17 protein-coding genes and 1 pseudogene are annotated in these 21,608 nt (G+C 65.9%); 9 read left to right on the plus strand and 9 right to left on the minus strand.

Annotation, left to right across the window (positions count from 1 at the left end):
* Positions 1 to 103 precede the first annotated feature (103 nt).
* Both GUV69_RS10055 and GUV69_RS10060 read right to left on the minus strand, forming a co-directional pair.
* Positions 104 to 955 (minus strand): hypothetical protein, encoded by an 852-nt coding sequence (locus GUV69_RS10055; protein ID WP_164201976.1) that lies wholly within the window; start codon positions 953 to 955, stop codon positions 104 to 106.
* 53 nt (positions 956 to 1,008) lie between these two features.
* Complete coding sequence (locus GUV69_RS10060; protein ID WP_244292684.1) at positions 1,009 to 1,767, minus strand: CPBP family intramembrane glutamic endopeptidase; 759 nt, start codon at positions 1,765 to 1,767, stop codon at positions 1,009 to 1,011.
* Between the two features lie 145 nt (positions 1,768 to 1,912).
* Here GUV69_RS10060 and GUV69_RS10065 point away from each other — a divergent pair, with 145 nt between their 5' ends.
* Positions 1,913 to 2,245, plus strand: coding sequence for a DUF6457 domain-containing protein (locus GUV69_RS10065; protein ID WP_164201978.1), 333 nt, complete (start codon positions 1,913 to 1,915; stop codon positions 2,243 to 2,245).
* 73 nt (positions 2,246 to 2,318) lie between these two features.
* On the opposite strand, the gene GUV69_RS10070 is transcribed toward GUV69_RS10065, so the two are convergent.
* Positions 2,319 to 4,634 (minus strand): FdhF/YdeP family oxidoreductase, encoded by a 2,316-nt coding sequence (locus GUV69_RS10070; RefSeq protein WP_164201980.1) that lies wholly within the window; start codon positions 4,632 to 4,634, stop codon positions 2,319 to 2,321.
* Between the two features lie 252 nt (positions 4,635 to 4,886).
* Between GUV69_RS10070 and GUV69_RS10075 the strand changes: the two genes are divergently transcribed.
* From GUV69_RS10075 to GUV69_RS10090, 4 genes are all read left to right on the plus strand, one after another.
* Positions 4,887 to 6,590: a RecQ family ATP-dependent DNA helicase gene (locus GUV69_RS10075; RefSeq protein WP_164201982.1), complete on the plus strand. Its 1,704-nt coding sequence runs from the start codon at positions 4,887 to 4,889 to the stop codon at positions 6,588 to 6,590.
* Between the two features lie 37 nt (positions 6,591 to 6,627).
* On the plus strand, positions 6,628 to 7,824 hold the full coding sequence (locus tag GUV69_RS10080; RefSeq protein WP_164201984.1) for a TerC family protein: 1,197 nt from the start codon (positions 6,628 to 6,630) through the stop codon (positions 7,822 to 7,824).
* Positions 7,825 to 7,914: 90 nt separating this feature from the next.
* Positions 7,915 to 11,556 (plus strand): TM0106 family RecB-like putative nuclease, encoded by a 3,642-nt coding sequence (locus GUV69_RS10085; protein WP_164201986.1) that lies wholly within the window; start codon positions 7,915 to 7,917, stop codon positions 11,554 to 11,556.
* A 27-nt stretch (positions 11,557 to 11,583) separates the two neighbouring features.
* Positions 11,584 to 12,783 carry an MFS transporter gene (locus GUV69_RS10090; RefSeq protein ID WP_164206408.1) on the plus strand — a complete coding sequence of 400 codons (1,200 nt, stop codon included), beginning with the start codon at positions 11,584 to 11,586 and terminating at the stop codon, positions 12,781 to 12,783.
* On the opposite strand, the gene GUV69_RS10095 is transcribed toward GUV69_RS10090, so the two are convergent.
* The 4 genes from GUV69_RS10095 to GUV69_RS10110 all read right to left on the minus strand — a co-directional run bounded on the left by GUV69_RS10095 (position 12,770) and on the right by GUV69_RS10110 (position 15,906).
* Complete coding sequence (locus GUV69_RS10095; protein WP_164201988.1) at positions 12,770 to 13,066, minus strand: acylphosphatase; 297 nt, start codon at positions 13,064 to 13,066, stop codon at positions 12,770 to 12,772. The two genes, GUV69_RS10090 and GUV69_RS10095, sit on opposite strands and share 14 nt — an antisense overlap.
* A 5-nt stretch (positions 13,067 to 13,071) precedes the next feature.
* Positions 13,072 to 13,617: a YceI family protein gene (locus GUV69_RS10100; protein ID WP_164201990.1), complete on the minus strand. Its 546-nt coding sequence runs from the start codon at positions 13,615 to 13,617 to the stop codon at positions 13,072 to 13,074.
* Positions 13,618 to 13,716: 99 nt separating this feature from the next.
* Positions 13,717 to 14,613 (minus strand): pullulanase X25 domain-containing protein, encoded by an 897-nt coding sequence (locus tag GUV69_RS10105; protein ID WP_164201992.1) that lies wholly within the window; start codon positions 14,611 to 14,613, stop codon positions 13,717 to 13,719.
* Between the two features lie 240 nt (positions 14,614 to 14,853).
* Positions 14,854 to 15,906 carry an adenosine deaminase gene (locus GUV69_RS10110; RefSeq protein ID WP_164201994.1) on the minus strand — a complete coding sequence of 351 codons (1,053 nt, stop codon included), beginning with the start codon at positions 15,904 to 15,906 and terminating at the stop codon, positions 14,854 to 14,856.
* A gap of 268 nt (positions 15,907 to 16,174) precedes the next feature.
* Here GUV69_RS10110 and GUV69_RS10115 point away from each other — a divergent pair, with 268 nt between their 5' ends.
* Entirely contained in the window at positions 16,175 to 16,834 is a 660-nt protein-coding gene (locus GUV69_RS10115; protein ID WP_164201996.1) for a transglycosylase family protein, read from the plus strand.
* A 150-nt stretch (positions 16,835 to 16,984) separates the two neighbouring features.
* Here the strand turns inward: GUV69_RS10115 and GUV69_RS10120 are convergent, their stop codons facing one another.
* Entirely contained in the window at positions 16,985 to 17,575 is a 591-nt protein-coding gene (locus GUV69_RS10120) for a hypothetical protein (protein WP_244292685.1), read from the minus strand.
* Between the two features lie 180 nt (positions 17,576 to 17,755).
* Here GUV69_RS10120 and GUV69_RS10125 point away from each other — a divergent pair, with 180 nt between their 5' ends.
* The 3 genes and pseudogenes from GUV69_RS10125 to GUV69_RS22860 all read left to right on the plus strand — a co-directional run bounded on the left by GUV69_RS10125 (position 17,756) and on the right by GUV69_RS22860 (position 21,149).
* Positions 17,756 to 18,682 carry an MSMEG_6728 family protein gene (locus tag GUV69_RS10125; protein ID WP_164201998.1) on the plus strand — a complete coding sequence of 309 codons (927 nt, stop codon included), beginning with the start codon at positions 17,756 to 17,758 and terminating at the stop codon, positions 18,680 to 18,682.
* A 4-nt stretch (positions 18,683 to 18,686) separates the two neighbouring features.
* Positions 18,687 to 19,547 (plus strand): SDR family oxidoreductase, encoded by an 861-nt coding sequence (locus GUV69_RS10130; protein ID WP_164202000.1) that lies wholly within the window; start codon positions 18,687 to 18,689, stop codon positions 19,545 to 19,547.
* Positions 19,548 to 19,655: 108 nt separating this feature from the next.
* Positions 19,656 to 21,149 (plus strand): annotated as a pseudogene (locus GUV69_RS22860) (HNH endonuclease signature motif containing protein).
* On the opposite strand, the gene GUV69_RS10145 reads toward GUV69_RS22860, so the two are convergent.
* Entirely contained in the window at positions 21,146 to 21,466 is a 321-nt protein-coding gene (locus GUV69_RS10145; RefSeq protein WP_164202004.1) for a hypothetical protein, read from the minus strand. The pseudogene GUV69_RS22860 and the gene GUV69_RS10145 sit on opposite strands and share 4 nt — an antisense overlap.
* Positions 21,467 to 21,608: the final 142 nt, after the last annotated feature.

Below are 21,608 nucleotides of genomic sequence, written 5' to 3' on the forward strand. Positions count from 1 at the left end.
CTTCAGGGGCCGGTCAGCAGCTGCACTTCAGAAGATCGCCAGTTGCACCGGCATCTTCGATATTCCTCAGGGCACGCAGGAGTGTCAAGGACGCGCCGCCCCCTCAACTCCGTCCGCGATTTCGCTTCCGCCGGGTGCGCTGTTGCTTCGGGGGCCGCGTTTCAGGCACACGATGGGCCGCTCCGCTGGTTACGGGCAGCTGCAGGGGAATCCAGGCAGCGAGGACACAGAGTCCGGCCAACGGCAGGAAGCCGACGCCCCACCAGATCGCCGTGGCAACCGCAGCAGCGGCCAGCACCCCGGTCAGCCAGTGGCCCAGAACCCCGTGGTGATAGTCAGGAACCCAGCCGGTTTCGACGCCGATGGCATAGAACCACGCCACGGACGCCGCCAGGAGCGTGTAGGCAGCAATTTCCCAGGCGTTCCCGTCGGTCAGCGCATAAACGCAGATAGCGCCGAATCCGCTGGAAACCAACAGGGCCGCGGGAACGGCCTTCCAGCCGGCCATGAAGGCCGCCCCCGCCACAGCCGAAATCAGGATCGCCAGGAAGAACAGGGCCGCGAACGCGCCGACAAACAGGTCCCCGGCGCTGTCCCAGCTGCCCGGCATGAAGTCTTCGAAAGGGGCGAGCCCGGCCATGCACGCGGCCAGGCCCGCCAAGCCAAATGCCAGCGAGAGGCTCAGCCGGTAGGCGAACTCTTTTCCGGCGGGCCGGAACCAGTTCCCCTTTCCGTCCAGCCAGTACCGGCCTGCACGGGCAAACAGGTACAGCGAGAACGGAATCAGCAGTCCCGGCGCCGCAATGTAGAGGACGGAGGCGGCCCACGGGTTCCCCGGAGCGAAACCGAGTGTCGGGATGGTGAGCAGGATACCAATTGTGGCCAGCAACCCCGCCCCGGCAATGACCCACGCCGCCGTGAACACTCCGCCGAGCATGGCCGTTCCCCGCCCCACGAGGGTGGTCTGGCTGTTTGTCTGACCCGCAGCTTGGCTGTTCCCCTGGCTGTTCACAGCGCTGTCACAACGATCAGCGCCACGAGTCCGTTGTTGACGGCGTGGAGGACCACCGGTGCCCAAAGATTCCGGTGGAACCTGCGCAGGAGCGCCAGCGCGATGCCTAAGCAGAAGAGATACGGAAAGGTGAGCACCACCAGGTGGACGGACGCAAAGACCGCAGCGGACAGCACAACCGCCAGGAACGGCCCGAACCGGCGCAGGAGGCCGCTGAGGATGGCACCCCGGAACAGAACTTCCTCCCACAGGGGCGTGAGCACGGCAGCAATAACGACGGCCAGGATTATGAACGCAACGGGCAAGCCGGTCACCAGGGACAGCGGGCTTTTGGAGGCGCCCACTGCGGACGTGTCCAGACCGAACTGTCCAAAAGCAGCCAATGACATTCCCTGAACGCAGGCCGAAGCGATGATGGCGGCGGGAACCTGCCACAGCAGATGGAACATCCGTGGCGAGAGGCGCCGGAAGCCCAGATCGCCGACGCTGAGCCCATATTTTCGGATCAGGTGGACGTACAGCGCGAGCATGGCGGCTGCGGTGGCGCCGACGAGGACCGCCAGGATCAACGAAGCCGGGGTGAAGTCAACAAGGCGCAGGAGGCCCACAGCCAGGATTCCGGCCGCCGGCACCGCGACGTACAGCCCCACGAACAACAGCACCCGGAACGCCTGCCCGAGTGTGATCGCCGTGGCGTCCGGGCCCTCAGCCATTGGTGCCTGTGATGCCGGGTCCAGGTGGTGAATGGTGTTCATGCGGCTTCCCCCGTCGCGCACTGGCATGCAGGAACAGTTGCCCCCGCGCCTTGAGCCTATAGGCGCACGGTCTCGCCTCCCAAAGGCGAGGCACATAGGCTGGTGGTCTCTGCTGAATCAACCACCAGCGACAAAGGAGAACCCCATGCCCGTTGACGAGAACGAAGCGCAGGTCCTGGACCAGTGGACCCACCGGCTGGCCCAGGCACTGCAGATCCTGGACCTGGAAGTCGACCAGGACATCCTGCTTGACCTGGCCAGGAAATCTGCCGACTCCGTCATCCACGCGGCCGCACCGGTGACCACGTTCCTGGTGGGTTATGCCGCAGGGCTCGACGTCGGCACCCAGGGCGGCGCGGGCTCGAAGGCTTCATCAGCCGCGGCAATTACCAGAGCGGCCGACGTCGCGTCCCGGCTTTGCGAGGACGGTCACGACGGCGGCCCGGCGGCTAAGGGCTGGGCAGACACCGGGCAGTAGGGAATCGGCGCACAGACGGTCCCGAACCGCATAAGCGGCGCTGGCCGGCACCGCCTGTGCGGCTCAGGCCCGCTTATGTGACGGCAGGCGCCACCGCGGCCGGCTCCAGCCGGACGATCACGGCCTTGGAAACGGGCGTCTGGCTGCCCTCCGCCACACTGTCCAGCGGAACAAGCACGTTGGCTTCGGGGTAGTACGCGGCAGCACAGCCGCGGGCGGTGGGATACGAGACCACACGGAAGTTGCGCAGGACACGGTCCACGTTGTCCTGGTAAATCCCGTGGATGTCCACGTGCTGTCCGTCGTTCAGCCCCAGTTCGGCCAGGTCTTCAGGGCTGACGAACACCACCTCGCGGCCTTTCTTAATGCCCCGGTAACGGTCGTTATTGCCGTAGATGGTGGTGTTGAACTGGTCGTGCGAGCGCATGCTCTGCAGGATCAGGGTGCCGGCGGGCCGCTCTACGTGCTCCAGCTCGTTGACTGTCAGCATGGCTTTACCCGTTGGTGTGTTGAACTCCCGCGAATCCCGGGGCCCGTTGGGCAGCACAAAGCCGCCGTCCTGCCGGATCTTGCGGTTGTAGTCCTCGCAGCCACTGACTACGTGCGCGATGTGGTCCCGGATCAGGTCGTAATTCTTCTCAAACCCGGCCCAGTCCGCCTGGACTGAATCCCCCACCACCTTCCGCGCCAGCCTGGTGACGATCGCAACTTCTGACAGCAGGTCCGGTGCCACCGGCTTGACGGTGCCGTGCGAGGCGTGCACGGCGGAGACGGTGTCCTCCACGGAGACAAACTGCGCACCGGATTCCTGCATGTCGATCTCGGTGCGGCCCAGCGTGGGCAGGATCAGCGCTTCGGCCCCGGTCACCGTGTGCGAGCGGTTCAGCTTGGTGGAAATCTGGACGGACAGGTCGGTGTTCTCCATCGCCGCAAACGCCGCGTCGGTGTCCGAAATGGCTCCCACGAAGTTGCCGCCCATAGCCACAAAAACCCTGATCCCGCCGTCGCGCATTTGCCGGACGGTTTCCACGGCGTCGATGCCGTGCTCACGCGGCGGGTCGAAGCTGAACTCCTTGCCCAGGGCGTCCATAAAGGCCGGCGGCATCTGCTCCCAGATGCCCATGGTCCGGTCGCCCTGGACATTGCTGTGCCCGCGGATTGGCGAGGCGCCGGCGCCGGGCTTGCCCATGTTGCCGCGCAGCAGCAGCAGGTTGATGATTTCCTTGATGGTGGCCACGGCGTTCTTGTGCTGGGTGATGCCCATGGCCCAGGTGATGATCACCTTGTCTGCCCGCACGTAGCGGTCCGCGAGCTCGTCAATCTCCCCGGCACGCAGGCCCGTTGCCCTGAGGACTGCGGCTTCATCAAGCCCGGCCAGGTGGGCCTGCAGCTCCTCCAGCCCCTCGCAGTGCTCCGCGAGGAACTGGTGATCCAGCACGGTGCCCGGGTTGGCAGCCTCGGCGTCGAGGACGCGTTTGGAGACCGCCTGCATCAGGGCCATGTCGCCGCCGAGCCGCACCTGGATGAACTGGTCCGCCAGGTCGGTGCCGCGGCCCACGATCCCCTTGACCTTCTGCGGATTCTTGTAGCGCATCAGGCCGGCCTCGGGCAGCGGATTCACGGCCACGATGCTCGCCCCTGCCTCCTTGGCCTCCTCCAGTGCCGTGAGCATCCGGGGGTGGTTGGTGCCCGGGTTCTGGCCCATGATGATGATCAGGTCCGCCTTGGCGAAGTCGTCGTAGGCGATGGTTGCTTTGCCGACGCCGATGGTCTGGCCCATCGCCCAGCCGGAGGATTCGTGGCACATGTTGGAGCAGTCCGGCAGGTTGTTGGTGCCGTACGCCCGGACAAAGAGCTGGTACAGGAAGGCTGCTTCGTTGGAGGTCCGGCCGCTGGTGTAGAACGTGGCCTGGTCCGGGCTGGCGAGTCCCTTGAGCTTGTCCCCGACGATGGTAAACGCCTGATCCCAGCTGACCGGGCGGTAGTGGTCCTCCCCCGCAGGCTTGTAGACCGGCTCGGTGAGGCGGCCCTGCATGCCCAGCCAGTACTCTGACCGCTGCCGCAGTTCGCTCACGGGATGTTCGGCCCAGAACTCGGAGCCGATCACCACCGGCGTGGCTTCCCAAGTGACAGCCTTGGCACCGTTCTCGCAGAACTCGAAGGTCTTGCGGTGGCCGGGATCCGGCCAGGCGCAGCTCATGCAGTCGAAGCCGTCTTTCTGGTTCAGTGCCAGCAGAGTCTTCGCGGCCCGGCTCACGCCCATGTGCGTCAGGGCGGGTTCCATCGAGTGGTACACGCCCGGAACCCCGGCGACCCACGTCTTCGGGTGGCCCGTGACCTCGATGTCGGCCTCGTTAACCTCTTCCACCTTCGGATTTTTGCGTGCCACGTTGCACTCTCCTTGATTGAAGTCTGTGCCCGCCCACGGATTTCACAGCGGCGCACCAGTCTCATCCCACACTTGTTCAGGGGCCCCCGGAAGTCAAGGAAAACGCCCGCCACCGGGCACCGGATGTACCGTCACCCCCACAACTCCGCCGTCACCCTGATAGGGAGGACGACGTCGGGCCGCCGCCTCGCGTAGGCTGGTCACCACGGCTGAAGCAAGCGGCCCCAGGACCCACCCTCCGGAGCTGCGTTTATGTCCGAGAATCCTGCGCTGAGCGCGCTTGCTACCTCCGCTTTCTCCCTGCCAAAGCTCCGCGACGGTCAACTCGCAGGGATGGGCGCGCTCGTCACCGGCCGCGACGTCCTGGCCGTGATGCCCACCGGCTACGGCAAGTCCGCGATCTACCAGGTGGCGGCCCTTCACCTCCACCGGGAAACGGGACGCCCCGCCGTAGTGGTTTCGCCCCTGATCGCACTCCAGGACGATCAGGTCGACGGGCTCACCGAGGCACTCGGCGAGGACGCCGCCGTCGCCATCAACTCCTCGCACACCGACGCTGAAGTGGAAGATGCGTGGCAGAAAGTCGAGTCCGGCCGCGCCGCTTTCCTTTTCCTGGCTCCCGAGCAGCTGGCCAGGAAGGAAACAGTGGAGCGGATTGCAGCTGTGAGGCCTGCACTTTTTGTGGTGGATGAGGCGCACTGCGTTTCTTCCTGGGGACACGATTTCCGGCCCGATTACCTGACCCTGGGAACGGTGCGGGAGCAGTTGGGCAATCCCCCGGCCGCCGCGTTGACGGCCACGGCTTCTCCTCCCGTCCGGGAGGAGATTGCGGAACGGCTGGGCATGAAGGATCCGCTGGTCCTTGTCCACGGCTTTGACCGGCCCAACATCACCCTGGACGTGGTCAGGCATCACGAGGAGAAGGAAAAACGCCGCGCGGTGGTGGACCAGGTCGCCGCCCTGGTCCTCGGACACGGCTCCGGCGCCGGAAAACGGCAGCATGGGTTGCTTTACGCTGCCACCCGCAAGGACACGGAGAAGTACGCCGCCAAGCTGCTGGCGGCGGGGCTTCGTGCCGAGGCCTACCATGCAGGCCGCGCCGCCGCAGACCGCGAACGGATCCTGGACCTGTTTATGGACGACCAACTGGATGTGGTGGTGGCCACCACGGCGTTCGGGATGGGGATTGATAAGCCCAACGTCCGGTTTGTGATCCACGCGGACATTCCCGAATCCCTGGATGCGTACTATCAGGAGCTGGGCCGGGCCGGACGCGACGGCCAGCCGGCGTCGGCAGTTCTCCATTACCGCGCCGAGGACCTGGGCCTGCGAAAGTTCTTTGGCACCCACAACCCGGACCCGGAGGCGTTGCTGGCAGTTCTCAAGGCCCTGCGCACGGCGGACGGGCCCGTGTTCGCGTCCTCACTCGCCGTCCTCACCGGCTTTAAGCCCCGCCGGATGACCGGCCTCCTGAATCAGTTGCAGGACGCCGGTGCCGTCACCTCCGGCAAGCGGGGCGTCCGGCTCACCTCCAAAGCTAAACCGGCCGCACTGGTGCAACGCGCCGTCGAGCTCGCCGAAGCTCGGCAGCGGGTGGACCAGTCCCGGCTCCACATGATGCGCGGCTACGCCGAGACTGACGGCTGCCGCCGCCAGTTCCTGCTGGGATACTTCGGCGAGGACCTCCCGGAACCGTGCGGCAACTGCGATACCTGCAACGACGGCACGCGGCACGGTGCGCTGCAACCGCAGGCGGTAACGCGCGACGGCGGCGTGCCCGGCAATGCTGCCGATGTGCCGTTTCCGCTTCAATCCCCGGTGACCCACAAAAAATGGGGAGCCGGGCTGGTGATGCGCTACGAGGACGACGTCATCACCGTCCTGTTCGAGCGGGAAGGCTACAAAACGCTCTCCCGGGAGGCCGTCATGAAGCGGAAACTTCTGAAGCCTGCTTAGGTACGCTGGAGGAAGACTCCAACGAAAGGCCCCCAACGTGGAAGTTTCTTCCTTTGTCTGGACCCTGACCATCGCCGGAATTGTTGGCCTCCTGGCCTTCGATTTCTTTTTCCATGTGCGGAAGGCCCACACCCCGTCGCTGAAGGAATCGGCCATTTGGTCTTCCATCTACGTGGGCATCGCCATCCTCTTCGGCCTCGGCGTGCTGGTGTTTGGCGGCAGCACCATGGGCACCGAATACTTCGCCGGTTATGTCACGGAGAAGGCCCTGTCCGTAGACAACCTTTTTGTCTTCCTCATCATCATGGCCAGCTTCAAGGTCCCCCGCGCGGACCAGCAAAAAGTGCTGCTGTTCGGCATCGTCTTCTCGCTGATCGCCCGCACCGCCTTCATCTTCCTCGGCGCCGCGCTCATCAACAGCTTCGCCTGGGTGTTCTACATCTTCGGGCTCATCCTGCTCATCACCGCCGGCAACCTGCTCAAACCAAACAGCCACGACGACGACTCCGATGGCCTGGTGGTCCGGCTCGCCAAAAAGTACCTCCCGGCGTCGGCACACTACGACGGCGACAAACTCTTCACCACGGAAAACGGCAAACGCGTCCTCACGCCCATGCTCCTGGTGATGGTGGCCATCGGCGGCACCGACATCCTCTTTGCCCTCGACTCCATTCCGGCCATCTTCGGCCTGACGCAGAACGTGTACATCGTCTTCACCGCCACAGCCTTCTCGCTGATGGGACTGCGGCAGCTGTTCTTCCTGATCGACGGACTGCTGGACCGGCTCATCTTCCTGTCCTACGGCCTCGCGGCCATCCTGGGCTTCATCGGCGTGAAACTTATCCTGCACGCACTGCACGAGAACACCCTGCCGTTCATCAACGAGGGCGAACACGTCAGCGTGGTGGAGGTCAGCACGGCTGTGTCCCTCAGTGTGATCCTGGGCGTCCTGGTGGTGACCATCCTGGCGTCCCTGTTCAGCCCCAAGGGCAAGGCCAAGAATGCAGTCTCCGGGGCCAAGCGGCACGCCATTGAATACCTGGACCTCAACTACGAGACCGACATGAACGAGAGGGACAAGATCTTCGCCGCGATGTGCCGCGAGGAGGACCAGATCCGCAGCCTGCCGGAGAAGTACAAGCGGCTCATCCGCAATGAGACCGAGTTCCTTGAGCTCCTCCGCAACGCCCACATCGAGCATGACAAGGCCCAGGTCCGCGCCGCGAATTCCTGATTCCGCCCGCGTTGTCAGTGCCTGTTGATAGATTCACATCATGGCCGGGGGAACCCTCTCCGGGCCAGGTAGCCCGATGGGGAGGCCCCCGTGTTCCTGATCGATTCCGCCGGTGCCGGCGCACCACCGGACCTGGTGTTTTCCGCCAGCGATCTGGTGGCCGCCAGCGAGTGTGAGTACCGCACGCTTCGCATCCTGGACGAGAAACTGGGCCGGTCCCCCAAGGCTGTATTTCCCGACGACGAGATGCAGCGCCGTGCCGGGACGCTCGGCGATCAGCACGAGGCAAAGGTCCTGGCCGGCCTGGTCGCGCAGTACGGCGCCTGGGATGCGGGCCGCGGCAGCGGCGTCTACTCCCTTGAGCGCGGGGACAGCACCCGGGGAAATCTTGTGGCCAAGCACGCCGAAACCGAGCTGGCCCTCCGTGCCGGGGCCGACGTCGTTTTTCAGGCAACCTTCTTCGACGGCGAATTCCTGGGCTATGCAGACTTCATCGTCAACGAGGCAGCCGGCACCGGATCGCCTGGCCGGTACGAAGTCTGGGACACCAAGCTGGCCCGGCACGCCAAGGCCGGCGCGCTCCTGCAGCTCGCGGCGTACGGCGACCAGCTCCTCGGGATGGGCCTGGACCCGTCGCCGCGGGTCACCCTGGTGCTGGGCGCTGTGGTGGATGGCGACTACGTCCGCAGCCACCATTCCCTGCCGGACCTGCTGCCCGTTTTCCGCGAGCGCCGCGCCAGGTTCCGGCACCTGGCCGCTGCGCACCGGGAGGGCGAGTCGCCGGTGCAATGGCAGCAGCCGGGCATTACCCACTGCGGCCGGTGCAACTACTGCCCCGAGCAGGTGCAGGCCCACCGCGACCTCCTGATGGTGGGCGGCATGAGCACCATCCGGCGCAAGAAGCTCATCGCCGAGGGCATCACCACCATCGATGCGCTGGCCGGCCTCCCCGCGGCAAAGGCCATCGGCTCGGTGGTCAGGCTCCGGGACCAGGCCCGGATGCAGCTGGGCCTGGACGCACCCGACGGTTCCCGCACGTTCACCAAGGACGGCGAAGACCATACAGTCACGTTCAAGGTCCTGCCGGAGAACGCCCTGGCGAGTATTCCGGCGCCAAGCCCGGGTGACATCTTTTTCGACTTCGAGGGCGATCCCCTCTGGCAGGATCCGGCCACCAGCCAGTGGGGGCTCGAGTACCTGTTCGGTGTGATCGAAGCGCCTCTCGGCACAGCGGCAGGCAGTGCCGCCGAAGCGGCCGAAAAGCCCGTGTTCCGGCCTTTCTGGGCGCATTCCCGCAACGAAGAGCGGCAGGCTTTCCTGGACTTCCTGGCCTACGTGGAGGAGCGCCGCGCACGCTATCCGGAGATGCACGTCTACCACTACGCCGCCTACGAGAAATCGGCGCTGCGGAACCTGTCCGTGCGGCACCTGGCGGGCGAGGACATCGTGGACAACTGGCTCCGCGAAGGTGTGCTCGTGGACCTCTACGCCACCGCCCGGCATTCGCTGCGGATTTCCGAGCCCTCGTACTCCATCAAGAAACTCGAGCCGCTCTACATGGGCGACAACCTGCGCTCGGGCGATGTGAAGGACGCCGGCGCCTCTGTGGTGGCCTACGCCGCTTACTGCGCAGCCCGGGACGGGGGCGATCCCGCCGAAGCTTCCAAGGTCCTTGCGTCCATCTCGGACTACAACGAGTACGACTGCCTCTCCACCCTCCGGCTCCGCGATTGGCTTTTGGGACTCCGCGCCGCGAGTCCCGCTTCGGCCCGCACGGCTGCCACGCACGACGACGGCGGGCCGGCTCCGCTCCTGCCTGATGTTGTGGAGGCGGAACCCACGCCCCAGGAGCGCAGGCTCCAGGAGTTCTTGGCGGACCTCCCGGACACCAGGCCCTGGACCGGCGACGAACGGGCCATCGCCATGGTTGCCGCGGCCACCGGTTACCACCGGCGCGAGCGGAAGCAGTTCTGGTGGGAACATTTTGACCGCACGGAGTCCGAAATCGACCACTGGCGGGACCACCGGAACGTGTTTGTGGTGGACACCGCCGAGGTGGTCTCGGACTGGGCCCTGGCGAAACCGACGGTCCGGATGCGCACCCGCACCCTCCGGCTGACGGGAACCATGAGCGAAGGCTCGGATTTCAAGCCCGGCAGCTCGTGGTGCCGGCTTTACGATTCGCCTGTCCCCGAAGGACTCGAGGATTCTTCCGGAAACATCGACGGCCGCGGCTTCACGTTCGGCACGCTGGTGACAGAAGTGGAGGACCATCCGAAGATCCCGGGACAGAGCATCATCACCATCGTTGAGAAGGAAACCGGCAAGGTCCCCGCGTACCCGCACATCCCGATAGCCCTCACCGAGGATCAGCCGGTCCGGACCGCGAGCATCGAAGCTGCGCTGGCCGAACTTGCCCGGACGGTTGGTGCATCTGTCCCCGTCCTTCCGGAACATCCCGGCGTCGACATACTGCGCAAGGTCCCGCCGCGCTTCCGGACGCTGCCGGCGCCGGCCGGAGTGGGAACGGACAGCGCCGGCGCAGTGGACTACATCACGGCCATCACAACCTCGCTGCTGGACCTCGACCAGTCCTACCTTGCCGTCCAGGGCCCTCCCGGGACAGGCAAGACCTACGTCGGTTCCCATGTCATTGCGCGGCTGGTAGCCCACGGCTGGAAGATCGGTGTGGTGGGGCAATCCCATGCCGTGGTGGAGAACATGCTGTGCACCGCCATCGAATCGGCCGGGGTGGATCCGGCCCGGGTAGCCAAGAAACTGGCCACCGACCACAGGGTGCCGTGGCGTCAAACGAAGGACGAGGACGTCGCTTCCCTGCTGGCATCGCCGGGCGGCGCCCTGGTGGGCGGCACGGCCTGGACCATGACCGGCAAGTCCGTCCCCGCCGGCTCCCTGGACCTGCTGGTGATTGACGAGGCGGGGCAGTTCTCGCTGGCCAACACCCTCGCTGTGGCCCGCTCCGCCAAGCGCCTCCTGCTCCTGGGCGACCCGCAGCAGCTGCCGCAGGTCACCCAGGGCTCCCACCCGGAACCAGTGGACGAATCGGCCCTGGGCTGGCTCGCCGCCGGCCATGCCACGCTGCCGGAGGATCTTGGCTACTTCCTGGCCGACAGCTGGCGCATGCATCCCGACCTGTGCCGCGCCGTGTCAGCCCTTAGCTACGACGGCAAGCTGGAAGCGGCGCCGGCCGCGTCCCAGCGCAGCCTCGCCGAGCTGCCAGCCGGCGTCGAAACCGTGTTCGTGACGCACAGCGCGAACACCACGTCCTCCCCGGAGGAAGCGGCCGAAGTGGTCCGTCAGGCGCAGCGCCACATCGGCCTGAAATGGATTCCCGGCGGCGACAAGCCCGCCCGGCCGCTGACGCCGGAGGACATCCTGGTGGTGGCCGCGTACAACGCCCAGGTCCAGCTCATCCGGCAGGCCCTCCACCTGGCCGGCCTCGCAGGCGTCCGGGTAGGCACCGTGGACAAGTTCCAGGGCCAGGAGGCACCGGTGGTGCTGGTGTCCATGGCCTGTTCCGCGGTGGCCGAGGCTCCGCGCGGCGCCGAGTTCCTGCTGAACCGGAACCGGATCAACGTGGCGGTCTCACGAGGCCAATGGCGTGCCGTGATTGTCCGGTCACCGGAGCTGACCAACTACATGCCGTCCAAACCTGCGGTACTGGAGGAGCTCGGCGCCTTCATCGGCCTCAGCCCGCGCACAACAGGGTAAGTTCGTGGGGTGACATCCCAGAGTAAAATGCCTGTTGGCGCCCTGATCGTCCTTGCCGCCATCGGCTTTACCGCCATCACCACCGAACTTCTGCCCTCCGGTTTGCTGCCCCGGATCAGCGCCGACTTCAAGGTCTCCGAAGCGACGGCCGGCTACCTGACGGCAGGCTACGCGGCCATCATCGTAGTGACCGTCATCCCGCTGTCCATGGCCTTGGCCCGGATCCCGCGGCACTTTCTGCTCATCGCCCTGATCCTGACCTTCGCGGCAAGCAACGCCTTGGTGGCCATAGTCTCCGACTTCGGTGCCGCCATGGGTTCACGCGTTGTGGGCGGCATCGCGCACGGCCTGCTGTGGTCCGCCATGGCGCCGTTCGTGGCCCGGATCGTTCCCGCCCACAAAGTGGGCAAGGCCCTGGCGATTGTCTTCAGCGGCAACAGCCTGGGACTGGCCATCGGCGCCCCGGTGGGTACTGCCCTGGGCAACCTCCTCGGCTGGCGTGCAGCGTTCCTGGTGCTGGCCGCCTCCGGCGTGGTGCTGGCCATCCTTGCCGTGTGGCTCCTTCCCCCGGTGCGCCGCATCCCCGACACGCCGCACCCTTCGCTCCGTAAGGCCATCGCCCAGCCTGGTGTCAAAACCGTTGCCGTTGGCTGGCCGCTGATGCTGATGGCCCACTTCGCCCTGTTCACCTACATTGCCCCGTTCCTGCGTGAGGTCCGGCTGCCCGACTTCAGCATTCCCCTGTCCATCAGTGTCCTTGGTGTGGCAGGCCTGGTGGGCATCTGGATCGCCGGAGTCACGGTGGACTCCAGGCCGCGGCGGTGGCACCTCATCACCGTTGCGGGCGTTGTGGCCTCCCTGCTGCTGCTTCCGCTGGTGGGCAATCTCGCCGGCGGCCTCGACTTGCCCGCCGCCCTGGTCCTGATGTTCGTGTGGGGCACAGGCATCGGTGCCATGGGCATCTATAACCAGTCCGCCATCCTCCGGGCCGGCGGTGAGTACCGGGACGCCGCCAACGGCCTGACGGTCCTGACCATCCAGGTAGGAATCACCATCGGCGCGATGTTCGGTGCCGCGGCCCTGACGTTCGCCGGGCCCGCCCTGATCCCTGTCGCAGCTGCCCTTCCCGCCGTCGTGGCACTTGTGCTCATCATGGCCGGCCGGCGGCACGCGTACCCGCCTGGCCGGGAGGAGCGGCGCTCCGAAATTCCCGTCAGCGGGCCCTGAAGTCCCGGAAGGAACCCTCGGCTTCAGAAATGGACTCTTCAACGCGTTCCACCCGGCCGGGTGCGTTGTCCGACCTCAGCCAGTCCAGGAGTTGGCGCACCTGCTCCTCCGGGCCTTCAGCAACAACGGACACCGAACCGTCGTCGAGGTTCTTCACAACACCCTTGAGGGCGAGCTCGTCCGCTTTGCCCATGGTCCAAAAACGGAATCCGACCCCCTGCACCACGCCGAAGACGCGGGCAGAGAGCCGGATGTCGCCCCGCCGGGGCCCGTCATTTGTCATGGCACTCAGGCCTGCTTGACCAGCGCAGCTTCAACGTTGATCTTGACCTTGTCACTGACCAGCAGCCCGCCGGCTTCCAGCGCGGCGTTCCAGGTCAGCCCGAATTCCTTGCGGCTGATCTCGCACTCAGCGGAGAATCCCGCGCGGGTGGCACCGAACGGGTCAACGGCCACCCCGGTGAATTCAACTTCCAGCTCCACGGGCTTGGTGATGCCCCGGATGGTGAGGTCACCGGTGAGTGTGTAATCCTCGCCGTCGCCCTCCACCCCGGTGGCACGGAAGGTCATCTCCGGGAATTCCTCCACGTCGAAGAAGTCCGGGCCCTTCACATGCGCGTCGCGGTTGGCGTCACCGGATTCGAAGCTCGCCGTTTTGACCGTGGCGTGCAGTGACGCGTCGGCGAGGGACCCGCCCACGCGGGCTTCGGCTGAGGCGTCGGTGAAGCGTCCGCGGACTTTGCTGATGCCTGCGTGGCGGACTGTGAAGCCGATCTCGCTGTGGGACATGTCGAGGAGCCAAATACCTGGTGTCAGGCCTGAGGGAAGGGTCACTTTGCATCTCCTTGTGCTCGGAAACAGGTGTGGGAACCAGCCATTACGGCCGGTTCCCACACTGCTTCACTCCGGAGGCTTTGTCCAGAGATGCCGCGGTCAGTTGATGGTGATGTCCCGTGTGCGGTGGTCGTAGCGGATGGTGACGGTGCCGCCGTCGTGGTGCAGTTCGTGGTTGGGGCCATCGAACGTGCCGAACGCGCCGTAGTTCTCGTCCCAGGACCGGTTCAGCGCAATCTTGAACGTGTAGAAGCCTGCGGGCAGCTCGGTGCTCTTGACCCAGACCTGCGAACCGAAGTCGAAGTCCATCTGCGACTCGTCGTACTGCGGCGCCCAGTTCTCCGGCGCACCCAGGAACGTATTGAAGTCGCCGGCCAGGGCCACTGCCCCGGGCTGCGGGAACGTTTCCTCGTCCGGCCCTTCCAGGGGCTCGGCCACAGCTGCAGCGGTGTCCTTCGGGGCGGCGGCCTTTCGTGTACGGACGGCCTTGACCACCGGCTCCACGGCGTCCTCGATCAGCTTGGCGGCCTTGCCCACGGCCTCGGCAGCCTTCTTGGCTGGCGCCTTCTTCGCGGGGGCCTTCTTCACGCTGGCCGCGGCCACCTTTGCGGGAGCCGTTTTCACAGCGGGAGCCGACGGAAGCGGCGTGTCGGCCGGGACGGGAGTTCCGGCGTCGAGCGCTGTGGCGAAAGACTCCGTGTCCGGGAACGCGACCGTGGCGCGCATGCCGTCCTCGGTGATGGTCCAGCCCGAGCGGCCCTTAACCAGCCAGCCGGCCCGGACCAGCTTGGCCGTGGCCGAGGTCAGCGTCTTGTGCCCGCGGGGAATGCCGCCGCTAAGCAGCACAGCCTCGTGGTCGCTGAACGGAACGCGGGCAGTGGCTTCCGCCAGCACCTCGCCGGCGTTTCTTGCCTCGCCTGTCCACGTGCCCTCCGTCAGGACATTCAGTACGGTCTTGAGTCGAAGGTAGGTGTTCTCTGCGGTGGACTTGGCCATGATTCCCCTTAGTAAAGCGATCTGTCTCTAGGCATTTTGCCAACAGCCTGTTAAATCGCACGACTTGAAATGGTTAACTCTGCGTGTCGTGACCGACTATGACGCGGATTACAGCGGAACTGAGGCATGAGTCTCGGGTACGGGGCTGTTTTCTCAACCCTCAAACGCTTTCCCGGGGGTACCGCTGGACACTTCCCGGACGCGCATGGGCCCAAGTGTAGCGAGCCCTGCGTCCCGGAGCTAGCCGCCGTTCAGCTCGTCCAGGAGCTCGGCTTTCCGTTCCTCCGAGGCGAACGACGAGTGGATGGAGTTGGCTGCGAGCCTGGACCTGTCGAACTCGGAGAGCTCAAACACCGCCTGCAGCTGCGCAAAGTTGTCATCCACGTAGCCGCCGAAATAGGCAGGATCGTCCGAGTTCACGGAGACATTAAGCCCGGCGGCGAGCATTGCGGGCAAGGGGTGGTCCGCCAGCGTATCCACCGCGCGGAGCCGGACATTGGACAGCGGGCAGACAGTCAGCGGAATCCGCTCGTCCACGAGGCGTTCCACGAGATCCTGATCTTCCATGCAGCGGATGCCGTGGTCAATGCGCTCCACCCCCAGGACGTCCAGCGCTTCGATAATGTACGACGCCGGACCCTCCTCGCCCGCATGGGCGGTCAGACGCAGGCCCGCTTCGCGGGCCTTGGCAAACAGCCGCTCGAACTTGGCCGGCGGGTTGCCCACCTCAGCCGAGTCCAGGCCAATGGCAGCGATGGGCGCATTCATGGCAAGCAGTCCGTCCAGGACCTCCAGCGCCGATTCCTCCGACAGGTCGCGCAGGAACGCCGCAATCAGCAGGGTTGAGATGCCGAAGTCTTCCACCGAGGTCGCCAGCGCCGAGGCCACCCCGTTGACGCAGGTTTCCAGACTGATGCCGCGGGCGATGTGAGCCTGGGGGTCCATCATGATTTCTGCATGCCGCACTCCGGCGGCCGCCGCCCTGGTTAGGTACGCGCGGGTCATGTCGGCAAAGTCCTGTTCTGTCTGCAGCACCGCCATGTTGGCGTAGTACAGGTCCAGGAACGACTGCAGATCGCTGAACTCGTAGAGTCCCCGCAACTCCTCCAGGCCGGTGTATGGGAGGGTCAGGCCGTTGCGTTCAGCCAGTTCAAAGATCAACTCGGGCTGCAGCGTGCCCTCGATATGCAGGTGCAGTTCGGCCAATGGGAGGATCCGCGCAACTTCCGCCTCCGGCAGGTCTTCCGCTGTTTCAGTTTCAGGCGCGGCAGAGCCGTCGGCAAAAATATCCATTCGGTCAGGATAGTCCCCGAATTGCCCCCGCCGGCTTCGGAACATCGGCCTGCACCATGAAACAGAGAGATCTCGGTTTGATAACGGCGCCCCGATGTCCTAGCGTGAAACACAAGCCCGCAACGCGGGCGACTGAATGCCCGGTGCTGCCTCCACCAGAACTGCCCGGCCGGCAGCCACCGAAAATGACCTCGACTTGTCAGGGGCGGGCAGTGGCGCGATAACGTCCGGGGACGGACCGAGCGCAGGTGGCCTTCGGGAGCATCACATGAAAAACACCACCATCCGTACTGCCGCGCGCCGTGGAGTCACCGTGGCCGCAATTTCAGCTGCCGGCATCGCACTCTCCGCCACCGGAGCCAACGCGGCCACCGACGGCGCTACCTGGGACGCCCTGGCGCACTGTGAGAGCGGCGGAAACTGGGCCATCAACACCGGCAACGGCTATTCCGGCGGGCTGCAGTTCAGCCCCACCACCTGGGCTGCCTACGGCGGCACCGGCTCCGCAGCAGACGCGAGCCGTGAGCAGCAGATCGCCGTGGCCGAACAGGTCCAGGCCGGCCAGGGCTGGGGAGCCTGGCCGTCGTGCGCCGCCCAGCTTGGCTTGAGCGGCGGAGGCGGCGCGACAGCGGTTGCCCCGCAGAGCGTGCCCGTCACCCAGGCACCGGTCGCCCAAGCCCCGGCCGTTCAGGCCCCGGTTAGCCAGGCGCCCGTCACGCAAGCGCCCGTCACCCAGGCTCCGCAGCACGCCGCGCCGCCGGCGCTGAGCGGTGAAACCTACACGCTCGAGCCCGGTGACACGCTCAGCAGCGTGGCCGACAAGCTGGGGATCGAAGGCGGCTGGGAGAAACTGGCCGACGCCAACCTGGATACCATCGCTGACCCGGACCTTGTGTTCGCCGGGCAGGTCATCCAGCTCCCGGCCTAGCGGTCGGACGTTCCCGGGCATTCCCCCTTCCCCCTTGCGCCGGGGACACGCAAAGCACGAAACAACGACGCCGGAGCTCCCCGCCCAAGGGGAGTTCCGGCGTCGTTGTTTCTAAGTCTTTCCGCTGCCGATCAGCGGATGCCTCAATGGCTAGGCGATGGCTGGGATCTCCCGGACAATGCGCACCTTCCAGGCTTTGGCGTCGCTGGTGTCCAGCAGCGCTACGGTACCGTGGGCGACGTTCAGCGCCACGCGCTTGGCTGCGAGCAGTTCGAGGTAAAGGTGCTCGTTCATGCGGCCGGGGGCGTCGATCATGTACTTCACGGCGTCGCGGACTTTGCGGTAATTCGCGCTCCGCTCGCGGTGCAGGTGGAGCTCCAGCATCTGGCGCTGGCGCACCTTGGGTTCGTGCTTGTTGAGCCAGGAAACGGCCAGGTGGACGGCAACCACCAGCACCAGCGAAACGGCATAAATCCACCAGCCGCTGTTCAGCAGGAACAAGGGCAGGTTGCCAATGGCCACAAGGGCAATAACAACCCGCAGCGCGACGATGCGCCGGAGGGTCAGGGCAACCGAGGCCATGGCGGCGCGGAAGCCATGCTGCTCTTTCCGCGCTTCGGCGGGATCAAGGGTAAATTCATCAAGGACCAGGATGCCCTTGGCCTCCGGGCTGAGCATTTGCCCGAACTTGGGCATGAAATGCTCTGAGGAGCCGGCGGTCTTTTCAGGAGAAATTGTCATGGGAGGGCTTCCGGGACGGTGGGGCGTTTCGGTGATCTTAGTGGTTGGCGGCATGCGCTGTATGCATCGGTCCACTATGTGAACACTTTGGGCCTTCGCTGATGCGGTGGCGTGTAGCGGCGCCGTGTGGCGGCGGGCACTGCAATTGGCACATCCGCCGCGTGCCGTCAGACTGAAAGTATGCAAACCTTCCTTCCGTATCCCGATTTCCGGCAGAGCGCCGCAGCACTGGACACCGCCAGGCTTGGCAAGCAGCGTGTCGAGGCGCTGCAGACCCTGCGGGCCCTGGTGATTCCCGAATACGGCTGGCAGACCCACCCCGCCGTCCGCATGTGGATGGGCCACGTCCCGGCCCTGACCCTGTACGGCCTGGCCATGGTGGACGAATGGACCGGCCGCGGCCACGCGGACAACACGCGCGCCAACATCACCGAGTTTGCGCCCCAGGCTGCGCACCCTGACTATGCGGCCAGGATTCCCATGCCGGAGTGGCTGGGGAACCCCGACTTCCACCTGAGCCACCGCGCGAAGCTGCTCCGCAAGGAACCGAAGTTCTATAAGACTGTATTCCCGGACGCCGACCTCGACCTGGACTACATCTGGCCTGAGCCAAAACACGAGTTCTATCCGGAAGAACCCGAGGACGACTTCCTGTGGATCCTCCGCGACCCGCACGCCGAGGTCGACCCGCAGACCCTGGACACCGTGGCACTCCCGCCGGTCCGCCGCTCTGCGCTTGCGGCCACGCACGATGCGGACGGCTACTCCCCCGTCTATGTTGACGACGGGTCCCGCCGCCCTTCCAAGCAGCCCCGCAAACTGGCGCCCAAGCAGCTCGTCAAGAAACCAACGCGGAAACGCCAGGCCCAGGAGCAGGCCTTCGCCACCCTTCCGGGCAAAACCACCGTCGCCGTCTCCTTCGAGGACGGCCGGAAGTTCGCTGTGGGGCAGGTCCTGGGCCGGCCCATCACGCTCGATGATGGCCGCTTCGGCCGGACCTTCAGCGTCACCGAGGTGATCGACCGGTCCGCGTTCGACTACCCGGCGCTCCTGCAGGATCCCCGCGTCTTCTTCCCGGTTCCGACGCCGTCGGTTCTCGCCGGCTGACCGCGTGACCATCCTCCTGGCCGGTTGCGGCGATCTGGGTACCGAGGCAGGCCTGCGCTTTGCCGCGGGCGGGCACAGGGTGGTTGGCTGGCGCCGCTCACCCGCGAAACTGCCGGCGGCGATAGAAGGTGTGGCGGCTGACCTCCGTTCTACGGACCTGCCGGTTGTCCCCGCGGACACTACCGCCGTCGTCGTGGCCGTTGCGGCTGGCTCCCCCACGGAAGCGGCCTACCGGGCCGCCTATGTGGACGGGCTGGCGCACGTCCTGGACGCCCTGGAGCGCGACGCCGCGACACCGCGGCGCGTCCTTTTTGTGTCCTCCACGGCAGTCTATGGCGACGCCGGCGGTGGCTGGGTTGATGAAAGTACGACGGCGGCGCCCGGCGGATTCTCCGGGCGCGTCCTCCTGGAAGCGGAGGACCTCCTGCTTTCGCGGTTGCGCGGCACCGCGTCAGTGCCTGTTGTGCTGCGGCTCGGTGGGATCTACGGTCCGGGGCGGACGCGTCTGATCGACCAGGTGCGCAGTGGCGCCGCCGTGATTCCGGACGAGCCGCGCTACACCAACCGCATCCACCGGGATGATGCGGCCGCCGCCATGGTTCATCTGGCGTCGACTGCCGTTGACCCTGCGCCGGTTTACGTGGGTGTGGACGATTCGCCTGCCGAACTTGGCGAGGTGCTGCGTTTCCTCGCGGCCGAGATGGGGTTTCCGGAACCACCTGTTGGCCCTGCCGGTGAGGCGCGGGGCGGCAACAAACGCTGCAGCAACGCGCTGCTGCGAAGCTCCGGACTCAAGCTCGCCTACCCGACGTTTCGGGAAGGCTACCGTGCGGTCCTGGCGGGCACCGGAGTCCGCCACCCCTGACCCTTGTTTCAGGGCCTTTTCAGCGCTTGGGCTATCCACCTACGTGGCTTATCCACATAGGCGATTTTCCTGGCCCGCGGTGACGGCGGGTGCTGGGATGCTGTGGGTATGGACAACAGCACGGCGGTGGATGCGGCGGAGGTTCTTGGGGCTCCGTCCGGTGCCGCTGATCTGCTGCGTCAGGAATACGACGGGTGTTTGGACGCGCTGGTGGAGATCACCCGTGAGGAAGCGAGGCTGGCAGCCCGCAAAGTCCGGACTGTGGCCCGGTGCGCGCAGCTGGCCCGGACCATGGCGTCTCCGTCCATGACCCTGCAGGAGGAGAGCGCCCACGGGATGGCTCTCGTCGCTGAACTGGCTGGCGTGCTGACGGTCAGTGAGACCGCGGCAGCAAACCTGCTGGCAGAGGCCTACGAACTGACCACCGCGCTGCCGTTGACGTTATCGTCCTTGGAGGCCGGAACCATTTCCTGGCAGCATGCCCGGATCGTGGTGGATGAAACCAACGGCCTGAGTCCGGAGGGGGCGCAGGCGTTAGAGGCCCACTTCCTGGACCCTGCTGCCCCGAACCCGGCCCGGGGCGCTCCCGCCTGGGAGATGGTGGCTGGCAGGTTCCGGGCCAAGGCCCGGACCTGACGGGAACGCCACCACCCGGTCGGCATCGAGAAACGCCACGCGCAATCTGCGGCCGACCGGCGGCTGCTGTTTGCTCCGGCCCGGGATGGCATGGCCTGGCTCTCGGCTTACCTGCCCGCCGATACCGCATCCGGAATCTGGAACCGGGCCACCGCCGCGGCCCGGGCCATGCAGGGCCCGGACGAGGACAAAACACTCACCCAGCTGCGGGCCGATATCGCCGCGACCTGGCTGCTAGGCGGCAATTCCGGTGCCGCGGACAACGTCCCTGACCGTGCTGGCAATGTCTCTGGCCGTGCCGTCGATGTCCTTGGCCGTGCCGGCAGTGTCCCTGGCGGTGCCGGCGATGACCTGGAATCCCTGCCGATCCGGGACACTGCCCTCCCGGCCATCAGCGAGACCAATGCCGTCCCGGCCGCCAGCGAGCCTATGGAACTACGTGGCGGTGTTCCATCGCCGCAGGCGCAGGTGCTGATTATGGTCCCGGTGATGGCACTGCTCGGTGTCACGGAAGAGCCGGCCATGCTCGACGGGTACGGGCCGATCCCGCCGTCCATGGCCCGGCAGCTGATCGCCAACGGCGCCAAGTCCTTCCACCGGGTCCTCATTGACCCGCGTGACGGTGCGCCCCTGGAAATCGGACGGACCAGCTACCCGGTCACCAAAGCGCAACGCCGATGGCTCAGGCTCAGGGACGGCAAATGCCCGTTCCCCGGCTGCACCAACCAATCCCTGGACAACGAAGCCGATCACGTCCTCGCCTGGGCCAACGGCGGCACCACCGGGGTTTCGAACCTCGGCCAGCCGTGCCGCCGTCACCACAGCCTCCGCCACGCCACCGGATGGACACCCACCGAGCCCAGCAAGGACAACCCGCCCGGCTGGATATCTCCGGCCGGCAGGCGTTACCAAAGTGAACACCCCGACTGGGAACCGCCCCACCTGCCGGAAGGGTTGGTCGACTAGGAGTCCTGCCAGCCACGTCCTTCGACGAAGGTTGCCACCAGGGTTCCCACTCCGGCCTGAAGAGAACTAGAAGGGTCAAAGTACAAGCTGCCCTCCCGCGCACGGCTGTGGATGATGAGTTGCTCGGCCTCGAGTTTGGCCTCAGAATCCGTCGCGCCGAGGATGCCTGTCCGGGCAGGTAACTCTGGGGTGTGGACGACGTTGGCCTCTGTCTTCTGGAGAGGCACGGAGGTGTCAGCGTTGATTTCGTCGTTGGGGAATTCAAACTCAGCGTCGTTGGAAGCAGCAGGAACGATGTACTCCAGGAAGTAAGTCATGACCCCAGACTTCCAGAAACAATCGTCGGCCGGAAGCTTATATGCGCGGTCAGGGACAGCCGCCGACAACACCGGCTGCGATGCCCCGGACAAGAAAAAATGCCAGCTTCCAATGACCTACCTGCACTCCTATACTGACCGG

Origin of the sequence: [Micrococcus luteus] ATCC 49442 (assembly GCF_010367585.1) — a bacterium.
GTDB lineage: Bacteria > Actinomycetota > Actinomycetes > Actinomycetales > Micrococcaceae > Arthrobacter > Arthrobacter luteus_A.

Bases quoted from the DNA above. Each gene is read 5' to 3' on its own strand.
- GUV69_RS10110 (WP_164201994.1), bottom strand. From the start codon at position 15,906: ATGGATATTTTTGCCGACGGCTCTGCCGCGCCTGAAACTGAAACAGCG.
- GUV69_RS10090 (WP_164206408.1), top strand. From the start codon at position 11,584: ATGCCTGTTGGCGCCCTGATCGTCCTTGCCGCCATCGGCTTTACCGCC.
- GUV69_RS10115 (WP_164201996.1), top strand. From the start codon at position 16,175: ATGAAAAACACCACCATCCGTACTGCCGCGCGCCGTGGAGTCACCGTG.
- GUV69_RS10065 (WP_164201978.1), top strand. From the start codon at position 1,913: ATGCCCGTTGACGAGAACGAAGCGCAGGTCCTGGACCAGTGGACCCAC.
- GUV69_RS10125 (WP_164201998.1), top strand. From the start codon at position 17,756: ATGCAAACCTTCCTTCCGTATCCCGATTTCCGGCAGAGCGCCGCAGCA.
- GUV69_RS10105 (WP_164201992.1), bottom strand. From the start codon at position 14,613: ATGGCCAAGTCCACCGCAGAGAACACCTACCTTCGACTCAAGACCGTA.
- GUV69_RS10120 (WP_244292685.1), bottom strand. From the start codon at position 17,575: ATGACAATTTCTCCTGAAAAGACCGCCGGCTCCTCAGAGCATTTCATG.
- GUV69_RS10095 (WP_164201988.1), bottom strand. From the start codon at position 13,066: ATGACAAATGACGGGCCCCGGCGGGGCGACATCCGGCTCTCTGCCCGC.
- GUV69_RS10075 (WP_164201982.1), top strand. From the start codon at position 4,887: ATGTCCGAGAATCCTGCGCTGAGCGCGCTTGCTACCTCCGCTTTCTCC.
- GUV69_RS10060 (WP_244292684.1), bottom strand. From the start codon at position 1,767: ATGAACACCATTCACCACCTGGACCCGGCATCACAGGCACCAATGGCT.
- GUV69_RS10145 (WP_164202004.1), bottom strand. From the start codon at position 21,466: ATGACTTACTTCCTGGAGTACATCGTTCCTGCTGCTTCCAACGACGCT.